This window comes from Sphingobacterium sp. BS-2 (assembly GCF_046161205.1).
In the GTDB taxonomy this organism is placed as follows: domain Bacteria; phylum Bacteroidota; class Bacteroidia; order Sphingobacteriales; family Sphingobacteriaceae; genus Sphingobacterium; species Sphingobacterium mizutaii.
The window spans coordinates 56,433-69,754 of sequence record NZ_JBIXGO010000016.1; the positions used below are offsets into that span (position 1 = coordinate 56,433).

The 13,322-nt window shown below is 40.4% G+C and carries 12 protein-coding genes; 7 read left to right on the forward strand and 5 right to left on the reverse strand.

All coding sequences use genetic code 11. The annotated features are described in order from the left end of the window. Nucleotides 1-110 precede the first annotated feature (110 nt). Nucleotides 111-932, forward strand: coding sequence for a glycogen/starch synthase (locus ACK2WI_RS07225; RefSeq protein ID WP_093098612.1), 822 nt, complete (start codon nt 111-113; stop codon nt 930-932). A 141-nt stretch (nt 933-1,073) separates the two neighbouring features. Continuing rightward, entirely contained in the window at nt 1,074-1,559 is a 486-nt protein-coding gene (gene ispF, locus ACK2WI_RS07230; protein WP_409150216.1) for a 2-C-methyl-D-erythritol 2,4-cyclodiphosphate synthase, read from the forward strand. Here ispF and ACK2WI_RS07235 read toward each other — a convergent pair. Beyond that, nucleotides 1,553-2,770, reverse strand: coding sequence for a TCR/Tet family MFS transporter (locus ACK2WI_RS07235; protein WP_093098618.1), 1,218 nt, complete (start codon nt 2,768-2,770; stop codon nt 1,553-1,555). The two genes, ispF and ACK2WI_RS07235, sit on opposite strands and share 7 nt — an antisense overlap. Nucleotides 2,771-2,994: 224 nt before the next feature. Here ACK2WI_RS07235 and ACK2WI_RS07240 point away from each other — a divergent pair, with 224 nt between their 5' ends. Continuing rightward, nucleotides 2,995-5,256: a penicillin-binding protein 1A gene (locus tag ACK2WI_RS07240; RefSeq protein ID WP_093098619.1), complete on the forward strand. Its 2,262-nt coding sequence runs from the start codon at nt 2,995-2,997 to the stop codon at nt 5,254-5,256. Nucleotides 5,257-5,323: 67 nt separating this feature from the next. After that, complete coding sequence (gene uvrC / locus ACK2WI_RS07245) at nt 5,324-7,126, forward strand: excinuclease ABC subunit UvrC (RefSeq protein WP_409150217.1); 1,803 nt, start codon at nt 5,324-5,326, stop codon at nt 7,124-7,126. Between the two features lie 4 nt (nt 7,127-7,130). Here uvrC and ACK2WI_RS07250 read toward each other — a convergent pair whose 3' ends face one another. After that, nucleotides 7,131-7,445 carry an iron-sulfur cluster assembly protein gene (locus ACK2WI_RS07250; RefSeq protein WP_373865680.1) on the reverse strand — a complete coding sequence of 105 codons (315 nt, stop codon included), beginning with the start codon at nt 7,443-7,445 and terminating at the stop codon, nt 7,131-7,133. A gap of 18 nt (nt 7,446-7,463) precedes the next feature. Continuing rightward, nucleotides 7,464-8,627 carry a glycosyltransferase family 4 protein gene (locus tag ACK2WI_RS07255; protein ID WP_409150218.1) on the reverse strand — a complete coding sequence of 388 codons (1,164 nt, stop codon included), beginning with the start codon at nt 8,625-8,627 and terminating at the stop codon, nt 7,464-7,466. A 113-nt stretch (nt 8,628-8,740) separates the two neighbouring features. Here ACK2WI_RS07255 and ACK2WI_RS07260 point away from each other — a divergent pair, with 113 nt between their 5' ends. After that, nucleotides 8,741-9,718: a polyprenyl synthetase family protein gene (locus tag ACK2WI_RS07260; protein WP_409150219.1), complete on the forward strand. Its 978-nt coding sequence runs from the start codon at nt 8,741-8,743 to the stop codon at nt 9,716-9,718. A gap of 70 nt (nt 9,719-9,788) precedes the next feature. Next, nucleotides 9,789-10,565, forward strand: coding sequence for an amidohydrolase (locus ACK2WI_RS07265; RefSeq protein ID WP_093098627.1), 777 nt, complete (start codon nt 9,789-9,791; stop codon nt 10,563-10,565). A 76-nt stretch (nt 10,566-10,641) separates the two neighbouring features. Here ACK2WI_RS07265 and ACK2WI_RS07270 read toward each other — a convergent pair whose 3' ends face one another. Next, entirely contained in the window at nt 10,642-11,109 is a 468-nt protein-coding gene (locus ACK2WI_RS07270) for a hypothetical protein (protein WP_409150220.1), read from the reverse strand. 89 nt (nt 11,110-11,198) lie between these two features. On the opposite strand from ACK2WI_RS07270, the gene ACK2WI_RS07275 reads away from it, so the two are divergent. Further along, the gene (locus tag ACK2WI_RS07275; protein WP_093098630.1) at nt 11,199-11,642 is read left to right on the forward strand and encodes a MarR family winged helix-turn-helix transcriptional regulator; all 444 of its coding nucleotides are present in this window, start codon (nt 11,199-11,201) and stop codon (nt 11,640-11,642) included. A 7-nt stretch (nt 11,643-11,649) separates the two neighbouring features. Here ACK2WI_RS07275 and ACK2WI_RS07280 read toward each other — a convergent pair whose 3' ends face one another. Continuing rightward, a complete protein-coding gene (locus ACK2WI_RS07280) occupies nt 11,650-13,203 on the reverse strand; it encodes an FMN-binding glutamate synthase family protein (RefSeq protein WP_093098631.1) in 1,554 nt (517 codons plus the stop codon). Nucleotides 13,204-13,322 lie beyond the last annotated feature (119 nt).

The following is a 13,322-nucleotide window of genomic DNA, read 5'->3' on the forward strand; positions in this document are numbered from 1 at the left end:
ATAAAGTTTAAATTATAAAATGATGATTTTTAATCAATTGTAAAATTGATAAATTAATTGTATCTTTGTAGACCGATTTTACTATTCAATAATATAAAAAACAGTTGGAGATGGCAAAAACGAAAATCTTGTTTATAACCCATGAAATGTCGCCTTTCCTTGAACTAAGTAAAATTTCTGAAATAACACGCCAGTTACCACATGCTATGCAAGAAAAAGGGTTCGAAATCCGAATTCTGATGCCGCGTTTTGGTAATATTAATGAGCGCAGAAATCGTCTTCATGAAGTGATAAGGTTGTCGGGAATGAACATAGTGGTGGACAATAATGATAATCCGCTAATTATTAAGGTAGCATCATTGCCGGCGGCAAGGATGCAGGTGTACTTCTTGGACAATGAAGAGTACTTTCAGCGGAAAAAAGTTTTTCGTGATGAGCATGGTAAAGGCTTTGCAGACAATAATGAGCGTTCATTATTCTTCTGTAAAGGCGCTTTGGAAACCGTTAAGAAACTAGGATGGTCGCCAGATGTGGTTCACTGTCATGGATGGTTTACTGCGATGGTTCCTGCTTACTTGAAAACAGTTTATCAGGATGATCCTACATTCAAAGATTCCAAAGTGTTCTTCTCCTTGTACAATGAAGAATTCGGAAACGATTCTTTAGGAAGCAAGTATGCGGAAATGGCTGCACAATCAGACATTGACGCCAGCAAATTGAAGGATTATGGATCTGGTAGTTATGTTGACATCTATAAAGGTGCTCTATCCTTTACAGACGTTGTCGTAAAAGCCGATGCAGATATCAATCCGGAAATTCTTTCTTACATCCAAGAAAATAACATCCGTACCTTCGAACCATCTTCAGATGAGGACTATGAAGCCTTCTCTGAACTGTATGATGAGTTCGTAAACGAAGAAGTTTCAGCCTAAGCTGAGGATAAAAGAGACCAAAAAAGGGCAGAGATCATTTCTCTGCCCTTTTTTGGTTTTTTGGGTGAACCAGGATTCCCTTCGGCTTCGCTAACCGTCGAAGGGAATCCTGGTTCAAATAATATTCCTTATCTTCGTTTTATGAAAATTAAAGTAGGTTTTGGCTTTGATGTCCATCAGATGAAGGCGGGACATCCTTTTGTTGTTGGTGGTGTTACCTTGGATCACCACGCTGGTGCTTTTGGGCATTCAGATGCGGATGTTTTGGCGCATGCGATCTGTGATGCGATCTTGGGGGCTGCGAATCTGGAAGATATCGGATATCATTTTCCCAATACAGATGATCGCTGGAAAGGGGCCAATAGCTTGGACCTGTTGAGATATTGCATCAAGTTGATTAAGGATAAGGGATTTGAGTTGGGCAATATTGATGGGATGCTATGTTTGGAGGCGCCAAAGATCAAACCTTATATTCCACAAATGAAAGCGAATATTGCGGAGGCTGCCGGAATTTCTGTTGAGGATGTTTCCATTAAAGCGACGACAAATGAACAGATGGGTTTTATCGGTAGAGAAGAAGGGGTGGTTGCCTATGCGGTTTGTTTGTTGGAGAAAACAAATTATTGATTAAATCGTCTAAAGTAATTGATGGCAATAATTGCTGCTGTCAAAGCTAAAAGACTTCCAAGATAAAAAGGTGCGCTCGGTAGGTATATCGGGCCATTTTTTTTCGTGAAATAAGAGAACAGGGATGTCATGAGTAAAGGTCCGATAATGGCCGTTAGACTGATAATACTGGCCAAACCGCCTTGTATCTGCCCTTGTTCGTTGGCTGGGGTATGGTTGGAGATCGAACTCTGCATGGCTGGTCCTGCGATTCCGGCGAATACGTAAAAAATACTGGAAATAAAAAGGGCTAAGGTGCCACCAGCAAATCCAAAACCTAGCAAGGCTATACAATTTAGCAATAGTCCAAAAATAATACTCTTCGGAATGCCGATCTTAGGGATAATGACCCGGATCAGTCCAGCCTGTACTATGGTGAGAAGCACACCAATGATTCCGAGGGAGTAGCCCACCATCCTTTCGTTCCATTGGAACTTTTCCATGGTAAAGTAAGACCAGGTACTTTGCACCGCATGTGCTGCAATATTGATCAAGAAAATACAGATGACCAAAGGCATGATCACAGGGTACTTCTTGATATGCCTAAAGCTTCCAACCGGATTTGCATTGATCCATCTGAAATTCCTACGGTGTTCTTTTGGTAAGGATTCAGGAACCACAAAATATCCGTAAAGGAAATTGAGAAAAGTAAGACCGGCAGCAGCAAAGAAAGGGTATCGAGGTCCGTAATGGCCTAGGATACCGCCGATGACTGGTCCGATGATAAAGCCAAGGCCAAATGCAGCACCGAGCAAGCCGAAGTTTTGAGCTTTGTTTTCTTTGGTAGAGACATCGGCAATATAGGCTGCGGCTACTGTATGGCTTGCACCCGTAATCCCTGCGACCAACCTGCCGACAAAGAGCCAAAAAATAGAAGGGGCAAAGCCTATCAGGAGGTAATTAATGGTAAATCCGAATAAGGAACAGAGCAGTACAGGTCTTCGGCCATAGTGGTCGCTTAAATTACCAAGAATGGCAGCGAAAAAGAACTGGGTAAAAGCGTAGCAGAAGGTCAACCAACCCCCATAAGAGGAAGCTTGGCTAAGGTCGCCGTGGATCAATTCCTTGATCAGGGCGGGCATTACAGGAATGATAATACCTAAACCGATGGAGTCTAAAACAACAGTTATAAATATAAAAAGTAACCCGGCTTGAGATTTTATTTTCGGCATAAGCTATTCCAATATACTGTTTTTTTTCTGCCCATAAAATGGATTAAATAAAGAATTTTGACGCTTAAGCCACATTTTTTAGAACTATAAGAGTTAAGTTTTATTTACATCGGGAAAAATATGGTATTTTTGTTGTTGCCAAATGAGATTTGGCACACTTACTGTTTATAGGGAAATGGACTTAAAGTAGTAAGGATAAGTTCGTTGTTTCATTAAATTATCAAATGAAGAGAGAATCAAAAAGTAGTAAACTTACAGAAGAGGATGTAAAGCGATATACGGGGGTCTTTTGGAAGGTATTGTTGGGTTTGGTAGCTTTTGCATGTTTATTCCTCCTGAGTGTTAGAATTGGTATTTTTGGTAAGTTGCCTACCTTCAAGGATCTAGAAAATCCAAAAAGTAATTTAGCTTCAGAAATTTTGACCGATGACAATAGGGTCTTAGGGACCTATTTTGTCCATAACCGTTCCAACGTAAAATATACCGAGTTGGCTCCATCATTGGTTCATGCCTTGATCTCCACAGAAGACAAGCGTTTTTATGAACACTCTGGGATTGACTATTCACGTACCATGTCGACCGTATTATTGACCTTGGCTGGAAACAAACAAGGTGGTAGTACCATTACGCAGCAGTTGGCCCTAAATCTTTTCGCTGAAAAGAGGGAAAAGAATTCCTTGAAACGTATTATGCAGAAATTCCAAGAATGGATTACATCCGTTCGTTTGGAGCGTAATTATACCAAGGAAGAAATTGTCATGATGTATTTCAATACCGTAGATTTCGGTGCGTACAATACCTTTGGTATTAAATCAGCGGCAAGAACATTCTTTAATTCCACCCCAGAAAAATTAACACCCGATCAGTCTGCGTTATTGGTAGGGATGTTAAAGGGACCTGGTTATTATTCACCAGTCCGTTACCCAGAAAGAGCTATTGCCAGAAGAAATTTAGTCCTTCAGAACATGCGGGACCAGAATTTTATCACCAACGAGGAATTTGATAAATATAAAGCACAACCTTTGGGCTTGAAATTGACTATTTCGAATTATGGTGAAGGATTGGCACCTTATTTCCGTGCGGTATTAAAAGAAGAAATCAAGAAAGAATTCCAACGTTTGGCAATTACCAAACCTGATGGAACTCCATATGACCTAGACCGTGATGGATTGAAGATCTATACGCCGATCAACTATAAGATGCAGCAATATGCCGAAGAAGCTCAAAAAGAGTGGATGCGTCGTTTGCAGAATGAATTTGACAAGCAATGGAGAAGAAGAAATGCCTTTACTGGTAAGAATGCTAATCTATTGGTAACGGGTATGAAACGTTCAGACCGTTACAGAGTCTTGAAAGCAGAAGGATTATCAGAAGATCAGATCAAGAAAGATTTTGAGAAGAAAGTTCCTATGAACCTGTTCACTTGGAAGGGTGCCGTTGATACGGTAATGTCTCCGATGGACTCAATCAAATATACCAAGTTGTTCTTGCGTAATGCCATGGTATCGATGGAACCTCAAACAGGTTATATTCGTGCATGGGTAGGTGGGGTTGATTTTGAACATTTCAAATATGATCAGGTTAAATTAGGTACACGTCAGGTGGGTTCGACGGCGAAACCATTTGTATATGCCTATGCTATTGATAATGGTTATGGACCATGTGTTTCAGTTCCGAACCATATGCGTACTTATGGTGATTGGACGCCAAGGGGAACTACCCAAGGAGGTGATCCTATTACTTTGAAAAATGCCATAAAATATTCTCAGAACTTTGCATCTGCCTATTTGATCAGTGAAGTTGGAGCAGCCAATGTGGCGGATCTGACTAAGCGTATGGGTGTAAATTCGAATATTCCGAGTAACTTATCCATTGCATTAGGATCTTATGATGCCTCTTTGTTTGATATGGTTGGAGCATATTCTGCTTTTGTTAACCAAGGGACATGGGTGGAACCAACGATGATCTTGAGAATTGAAGATAAGAATGGTTCGCCAATCTATGAAAAGGCTCCTAAAGTATTGAAAGCCTTGAACAGTGAGACAGCTTATGCCATGGTGGATATGTTGAAAGGTGTTGTGGACGGTGGTACAGGTTCTCGTTTGAGATGGGACCCTAACTTTGGAGGATTGAAAAACCCAATCGGTGGTAAAACAGGTACAACAAACGATAACTCTGATGCTTGGTTTATCGGTATTACTCCAGAGCTGGTTACAGGAGTCTGGACCGGAGCGGAAGATCGTGGAATCAGTTTCAGTAGTATGCAATATGGACAGGGTGCCGCTGCGGCGATGCCGGTGTTTGGGCTGTATATGAACAAGGTGTATAAGGATAAAGACCTGAATTATTCGCAAGAAGATTTCCCGCAGCCTCCAAATGGGATCACCAGGTTCGAGATGAACTGTTCAAACTTCTCGCAATTCTATGGAAATGATCCTTCGAAGAGCGATTCACAAATAATGGAAGACGATAGGTTAGGATTTTAACCGTTTCTTTAATAAATTAGACCAGACCTTTATTCTTCAGAAATAAAGGTCTGTTTTTTTTGCTACGATGGAATTTGACTATAAGAAAGAATTGACCAAGATTCCCCATAAACCTGGGGTTTACCAATATTTTGACAAGGATGATACGCTGATCTATGTGGGAAAGGCAAAGAACCTACGGAATAGGGTCGGGTCTTATTTTGTCAATGAAAACCAGCTGAACAGCAAGACCCGTGTACTGGTCCGCAAGATCAGAAGGATTGCATTTACCATTGTTGACACCGAAATTGATGCTTGGTTATTGGAAAATAACCTGATTAAAAAGCATCAGCCTCGGTATAATGTCATGCTTAAGGATGACAAAACATACCCGTGGATCGTGATCAAAAATGAACCATTCCCGAGAATATTCTGGACGAGGAAGTACATCAAAGATGGATCTAAATATTTTGGACCCTATGCCTCTGTTGGGATGATGCATATCATCTTGGATATGATCCGTGAGTTATTCCCACTGCGTACCTGTAATCTGAGCCTGACCCAAGAAAATATTTCAAAAGGCAAGTTTAAGGTCTGTTTGGAATATCAGTTAGGCAATTGCTTAGGTCCATGTGAGGGGTATCAATCTGAAGCAAGCTACGACGAGAATCTTTCTGATATCAAAGATATATTGAATGGGAAAATCGCTGTGGTAACCAATCGGATCAAAGAGCAGATGAATGAGGCCGTTCAACAAATGGATTTTGAGGCGGCGCATAAACTGAAGATCAAATTGGATAAGCTTTCCAATTATCAAAGTAAGTCCACTGTGGTTAGTTCTTCGATTACGAATGTTGACGTATTCAGTATTGCTTCGGAGGATAACTATGCCTTTGTGAATTTCTTGAAGGTGGTGAACGGAGTGGTAATCCAGACGCAGACAGTGGAATTGAAGAAACGATTGGATGAAACCAATGAAGAATTATTGGCCATAGCCATTCCACAGTTAAGATCCCGATTCAGGAGCCATTCCCGGGAGATCATTGTTCCTTTTGAACTGGATATTGAGGGTAATGAAGATATCAAGTTTCATGTTCCTAAACTAGGAGATAAGAAGAAGTTGCTGGAGCTATCGCAAAAGAATGTGGCTTACTTTAAGAAGGAGCGGCTTTTGCAATATGAAAAATTGAATCCAGAGGTGAAGACGGACCGGATCTTGAAACAAATGCAAAAAGATCTACGTTTGCCTCAGTTGCCACAACATATCGAATGTTTTGATAACTCGAATATACAAGGGAACTATCCCGTGTCTGCTATTGTAGTCTTTAAGGATGCGAAACCTTCAAAAAAGGATTATAGGCATTTCAATGTGAAAACAGTTGAAGGGCCAAATGATTTTGCGACCATGGAGGAAGCCGTTTTTAGGCGCTACAGAAGACTTTTGGATGAAGACCAGACATTGCCTCAGTTGATCATCATCGATGGTGGTAAAGGGCAATTAGGGGCTGCGCTAAAGAGTTTGAAGCTGTTGGGGATAGAGAAGCAGGTGACTGTCATTGGGATTGCAAAAAGGTTGGAAGAGCTCTATTATCCAGGAGACCAGTACCCATTATACTTAGATAAAAAATCGGAGACCCTTAAGATCATCCAACATCTGCGAGATGAGGCCCATCGATTTGGAATTACCTTCCATAGGAACCAGCGAAGCCGCAAAACATTTGTTTCAGAATTGGATAATATTCCGGGAATTGGGAAAGTTACGGTTGAGAAGTTGTTGAAGACTTTTAAATCGGTTAAGAAAGTGCGAGAAGCCAATGATGAAGAATTAAAAAAAGTGCTTAATCTAAAACAGATGCAAGCACTTAAGACGTATTTTGCTGAAAAAAGTTAGATTTTTACATAAATCCTAATTCCAATTTAGCTTCTTCCGACATCATGTCTTTGGTCCAAGGTGGATCGAAAGTAAGTTCTACGACTGCTTCTTCGATACCTTCAATTGCGGCAACTTTTTCTTGGACTTCATCCATGATCTGTCCAGCGACTGGGCATGCAGGTGCCGTCAATGTCATGACGATTTTCGCTTTTTTATTTTCTTTGGTAATGATTTCATAGATCAATCCAAGATCCAATATGTTAGCGGGTTTTAGTTCGGGGTCGTAAATTGTAGCGAGGGCTTCTTGAATTTGCGGAGCAAGGCCCAACCTATCCATAATGATTATATTCATGTCTTAATTTTTTGAATCAGCCAGTACCTCCGTATAGATCCTTTCAAGTTCTTCCATTACTATGGGTTGGCTGTATTTATCTAAATATTCTTTACGGCAGTTTTCTTTGATTTCCAGGATCTTCTCTTTGGGAAGTGAACTCCATTCTGCCAAGGTTTGAACCATATTGATATGGTTATGTGGGTCAAATAGTAACCCTGTATACAAAGGTACAACCATTTCATTTAATATGCCAATACTACTGGCAATGACTGGAGTACCGAGCGCATAAGCTTCTAAGACTGCCAAAGGCATGGATTCATAGCAAACCGATGGAACGATGACAGCTGAGGCGGATGCAATTTGATTGCTCAGGGTCTGTTTGTCCTGAAAGCCCATATATTGCATGTTTGGACTATGGCTACAAATCAATTCCACTTCCTTTTGCAGAGGTCCAGTTCCGTAGATTTTTATCTTGTGGTTGGTTGCTTTCCATGCGTGAAGTAAAGGTATAATGCCTTTCTCTTCGGATAAGCGACCTACATAGACAAAATAATCAGAGGGATACACTTTGCTTACTTCTTCTACCTTCACAAAGTTTGGCTTGACGGAGAATCTATCCATAGGAACATTGAACTTAGATTTTGCGAATATGGATTTGGAAAATTCGGATAGGACAATGTATCGATCAATGGCCTTGAAAGTTCCTCTTTTTCTGTGGATCCAATAAGTAAAAGCTGTCCAAAAAGTTTTGATGAAGGAGTTTTCTAATACTTTCTTCTTTATAGCATCCCAAGGGAAATCTTCATTGATGGAATTTAAGTAGATGTTTCCATCGTAAAATAAAGTTGCAGAGGGGCAGATCAACCTGAAATTATGCAAGGTCATGACCATTGGAATCTTCATTTTTTTGATGTGAAGGATAAACAATGGACCTAAAGCATAGTGCATATTGTGGATATGGATAAGATCAGGTTTGAAGGCATGGATCCGTTCCTTGATTTTTTTTACCTCTGGCCAATTGATAGGATAGAGAAGGTATTGTAGGTATCCTTTTAGTCCTTTGACATTCCGAACCGTATACAGATCTACTTCATGGTTTTTGCGCAAAGCTTCCATTTCTTGACCCATAACAAAATCTTCGCCCCCTATATGTTGGTATTGATTGTGTATGATGAGTATGCGCATAAGTAGATCTCTAATAATTCCCTGCAATTTACATGTTAAAAGGCTAAAATCAAATCCTTAGGCTTCAGCTATTCCATCTCAAATTGTTATCTTCGTGCTAATTTTACAAGATTATGTTCGAACAGCATCCCTATGGTAAGTTGATTGCTGGATATATTCAAAATGCTGAGTTTCCAAAACAACCTGCCGACTTATATGATCCAATAGCTTATATCCTTTCTTTGGCTGGTAAACGCATCAGGCCGATGTTGGTCCTGATGGGAGCTAAGTTGTTTGGCAAGGATAATTTGGAGGAGGTTCTCCCTGCCAGTATTGCCATTGAGTATTTCCATAATTTCTCCTTGATCCATGATGATATTATGGATAGGGCGCCATTGAGAAGGGGCAAGGCGACAGTTCACCAGAAATGGAACGATAATGTAGCCATCCTATCGGGAGATGCCTTGTTGGTAAAAGCCTACCAAGAATTGGGGAAAAGTCCGTCGGACCGGATTGCAAGTTTATTGCAAGTATTCAGTAAGATTGCCTTGGAGGTATGTGAAGGGCAGCAATTGGATATGGATTTCGAGAAGATGGCCGATGTTGCTGAGGATGATTACTTGAATATGATCCGTTTGAAAACCTCTGTTCTATTGGGTGGAGCCCTGCAGATGGGTGCAATATTGGCCCATGCCGATGAGCAACAGCAACAATTGATCTATGATTTTGGGGTTAACTTAGGGATAGCCTTTCAGCTTCAAGATGATTATCTTGATGTGTATGGCGATCCAAAGACCTTTGGTAAACAGGTGGGTGGAGATATTTTATGCAATAAAAAGACCTATTTACGCATTAAAACCGAGCATTTGATTGATTCCTCTGCCAAGGTGGAGTTTGAAGAATTGATCAATTCGCAGGATATAAAAGATACAGAGAAAGTCAGCCGTATGAAAAATCTATATGCGCAATTTAATGTCGATCGACATGCGGAAGAAATTAAGTTGCGGTTTATGGAACTGGCTTACAATAAATTGGAAGAAATTGCCGTTCCTGAATCGCAGAAGGTGGAATTGAAGAATCTTGCCGATACTTTAATGCACCGTACACGCTAATTATGAAAATTGCCAAGATTTTTATAATTTGGTAAAAACAGTTAAAGAATCTATAGAGCTAAGGACATTAATGGAGCCACTAAAAATCACCATATTTCAAGCATACCTTTTTTGGGAGAATGTCGATAAGAACCTTCAAAATTTAGGTTTGAGGTTATCTTCATTGCGTGAGAAAACGGATTTGATTATTTTGCCAGAGATGTTCAATACCGGCTTTACCACAAATGTGGAGAAATGTGCAGAGACCATGAATGGAAAAACCATGCATTGGTTGTACGAGACGGCGAAGAAATTTGAATGTGTAGTTGCTGGATCTTTAATCATTGAGGAAGACAGTAAATATTACAATCGATTTGTGTGGATGTCTCCTGATGGCAGCTTTGTACATTATGATAAAAGGCATCTATTTTCAATGGCAGGGGAGGATAAAGTCTTCACTGCGGGGCAATCGCGAATTATTTTCCAGTTGAAAGGTTGGAAGATCTGTCCGATGATCTGTTATGACCTGAGGTTCCCGACTTGGTCGAGGAATCAGAATGGGGTCTATGACCTGATAGTCTACACCTCAAGTTGGCCAGACAAGCGTTCGTCGCATTGGAGGGCATTGATTCCTGCACGTGCTATTGAAAATCAAGCTTTTGTAATCGGTGTGAACCGAGTAGGACATGACGGGAAAGAAGTATATTATTCAGGTGGGTCGATGTGTATATCGCCAAATGGGGATGTAGTTTACTATAAACCAGAAGATGAAGACCTGTATACCTTTACCCTGAACCCTAAAGATTTGGAGGAAAGCAGAGAACAATTTCCTTTCCTGAAAGACCAAGACCAATTTAAATTCTTGTAGTTCGATTAGAACCTATAAGAATTAGGCCATTTTGAAAACAAATTATTTCTGATTCTAGGGAATCAAGAGGGAGTGATCAATCCTTATAGGGTCTTTCTAAGACTGCTTGTTGGATGATGGCTTGACGTAAGTTAAAGTGTTGAGGATCTAAATCTTCTACTTCCATTGGTTTTCGTTCAGATTTCAATTTCTCTTCTTTGAGTCTTTTTTCAGCAGCCAATCTTTTCTGTTCTATCTTTCTTTGCCTTAGGATTTCCACTTCATCATAAGTAGGGATGTCGCTGTAAGTTTCAGGCGGTGCGGGTTTATTAAACACCACCGGTTTTGGAGCTGGTTTAGTGGGCTGTTGTGGGGCTGGGTCTGGATTAGTTTTTTGAAATGGATTTTGGTTTGGAAGCTTCTTTTTAAGCTGCTCCAATCTTTTTTTAGCTTTTTCTTGCTCTTCTTGGTAGCCTTGGTAAATCTTGTAGATTACACTGCCGATAACGATAAGAATGATTAAAATAGGATTATCCATATCTATAAAAATAGCTAAATTTTTCATTGAAATTATTTAACATAGATAAATAATTTGCATTTATAGCAATTAATCATTTAATTGCATCAACAACTTTATTACCAAATTAACCTGACATGATGACAAATGAGACTTATTATGCCAATGAATTCTATTCATTCTTAACGGGGAGAGTTTCTACAGCAATTGGGAGACGATTGCAACGGAACTTTAAGGATAGTGGACTTCATATTACAGCAGAGCAATGGAGCGTTCTTTATTTCCTATGGGAATCAGAAGGATTGAGCCAACAAGAGATTGCCAAGCTGACTTTTCGCGACAAGCCGAGTGTATCGCGATTAATTTCAAACCTAGAAAAACAGAAGCTATTGGTCCGAGTGAGCAGTTCTGGGGATAAGCGAGCGAACCAGATTTATCTAACGGCGCAAGGCCACAAAATCAAAGATAAGTGTATGCAACAAGCAGAAAAAACTATCTCTGAGGCTATGGCAGGCGTTGATAGAAATTCTATGCAACAAGCCCAACAACTCTTAGAGATAGTTTTTAATAACTTGAAGTAAAACTGGCTTAGTCAAATACTTCCGGAGCGAAATCGCTACGGTTGTTCACCAATTTACCGGTATTTTTAAAGTATATATCTTGGAAGCTTAGGGTGTTCTGGCTATCAACCTTACGGAAGAATTTGTCAGCATTGACCTCGTCGAGGCTATTGAAACCACAGGCTTCCATGATTTCTACGGTAGCACGTAAAGTGTTACGGTGGAATTGTGCAACACGCACGTATTTATCTTCTACATCCAATCCTTTGTATAGGTGTGGCTGTTGCGTTGCAACACCAACTGGACATACGTCTTCGTTACATTTTAAGGCTTGGATACATCCTAATGCGAACATCATTCCACGTGCGCTATAACAAGCATCTGCACCTAATGCAATCACTTTTAAGATATCAAATCCTGTAACGATTCTACTTGAAACGATGATCTTGATATGTTTCTTCAAGCCGAAGTTGATTAAGGTCGTTGTTACGAATGCCAAAGCATCGTATAGCGGCATACCCAAGTTGTCGGTGAATTCCAAAGGAGCAGCACCTGTACCGCCTTCTGAACCATCGATAGAGATGAAGTCAGGCATGATCTGGGTTTCCTGCATCGCTTGGCAGATTTCAATGAATTCTTGTTTATCACCGATACAAAGTTTGAAACCAACAGGCTTGTAATCGGAAAGCTCACGAAGCTTTTGGATAAAGTTCATCATCTCAACAGGAGTTTTAAATGAACTGTGTGCTGGAGGAGACATAACATCTGTACCTGGAACTACGTGACGGATTGCAGCAACTTCTGGGGTGTTCTTAGCGGCAGGAAGGATACCTCCATGACCAGGCTTAGCACCTTGTGAAAGTTTCAATTCGATCATTTTCACATAAGGGCGTGTAGATTTTTCACGGAAAAGGTTTGGTTCAAAATAACCATTCTCGTCCCTACAGCCGAAATAACCAGTACCTACTTGCCAAATCAAGTCGCCACCATTGATATGGTATTGGGAAATACCACCTTCACCGGTATTGTGGGCAAAATTTTGCAATGCTGCACCTTTATTTAAAGCGGTGATCGCCGTACGGCTCAATGCACCGTAACTCATTGCTGAGATATTGAATACACTTAAGCTGTAAGGTTGTTTACACGCTGCGTTTCCTACGGTTGTACGTAGGTTGTGATCTTCGATATGAACAGGGAAGATACTGTGCGCTGCCCATTCGTTACCTACTGCCTGCGGATCGCTTTGCATACCGAAAGCCACGGTTTCGCGTTGGTTTTTCGCACGTTGATAAACGATGGAACGTTGACGTCTGTTGAAGGGTCTACCATCGGTATCAGACTCCCAGAAGTATTGTCTTAATTCTGGACGGATAGATTCCAAGAAGTAACGGAAGTATCCAACAACGGGATAGTTTCTTAGGATCGCATGTTTCGTTTGGAAACTGTGATACAATGCAATGACTAAGAGCGGGAATGGAATCAGTAATAACCAAAACCATTTTGGAGTAAAGATGACACCAAAAGAGATAATTATTAGGTTTACTAAAATAATGATCCCTAGGATGAGTTTTCTTACCTGCATGATGAAATTATTATGCTAAACTTATTATAATTTATTACCACAGTCTAGGTTCCGCCATAAATGTGCCATAAACGGAACGAGAACCCTATAACCGGTTATTTGCATGCAAAATTAGCAAG

What these genes read in the sequence shown, in the direction of transcription:
- ACK2WI_RS07235 (WP_093098618.1), bottom strand. Translation starts at nt 2,770, where the DNA reads ATGCCGAAAATAAAATCTCAAGCCGGGTTACTTTTTATATTTATAACT.
- ACK2WI_RS07260 (WP_409150219.1), top strand. Translation starts at nt 8,741, where the DNA reads ATGTTCGAACAGCATCCCTATGGTAAGTTGATTGCTGGATATATTCAA.
- ACK2WI_RS07240 (WP_093098619.1), top strand. Translation starts at nt 2,995, where the DNA reads ATGAAGAGAGAATCAAAAAGTAGTAAACTTACAGAAGAGGATGTAAAG.
- ACK2WI_RS07270 (WP_409150220.1), bottom strand. Translation starts at nt 11,109, where the DNA reads ATGAAAAATTTAGCTATTTTTATAGATATGGATAATCCTATTTTAATC.
- ACK2WI_RS07265 (WP_093098627.1), top strand. Translation starts at nt 9,789, where the DNA reads ATGGAGCCACTAAAAATCACCATATTTCAAGCATACCTTTTTTGGGAG.
- ACK2WI_RS07275 (WP_093098630.1), top strand. Translation starts at nt 11,199, where the DNA reads ATGATGACAAATGAGACTTATTATGCCAATGAATTCTATTCATTCTTA.
- ACK2WI_RS07255 (WP_409150218.1), bottom strand. Translation starts at nt 8,627, where the DNA reads ATGCGCATACTCATCATACACAATCAATACCAACATATAGGGGGCGAA.
- ACK2WI_RS07225 (WP_093098612.1), top strand. Translation starts at nt 111, where the DNA reads ATGGCAAAAACGAAAATCTTGTTTATAACCCATGAAATGTCGCCTTTC.
- ACK2WI_RS07280 (WP_093098631.1), bottom strand. Translation starts at nt 13,203, where the DNA reads ATGCAGGTAAGAAAACTCATCCTAGGGATCATTATTTTAGTAAACCTA.
- uvrC (WP_409150217.1), top strand. Translation starts at nt 5,324, where the DNA reads ATGGAATTTGACTATAAGAAAGAATTGACCAAGATTCCCCATAAACCT.
- ACK2WI_RS07250 (WP_373865680.1), bottom strand. Translation starts at nt 7,445, where the DNA reads ATGGATAGGTTGGGCCTTGCTCCGCAAATTCAAGAAGCCCTCGCTACA.
- ispF (WP_409150216.1), top strand. Translation starts at nt 1,074, where the DNA reads ATGAAAATTAAAGTAGGTTTTGGCTTTGATGTCCATCAGATGAAGGCG.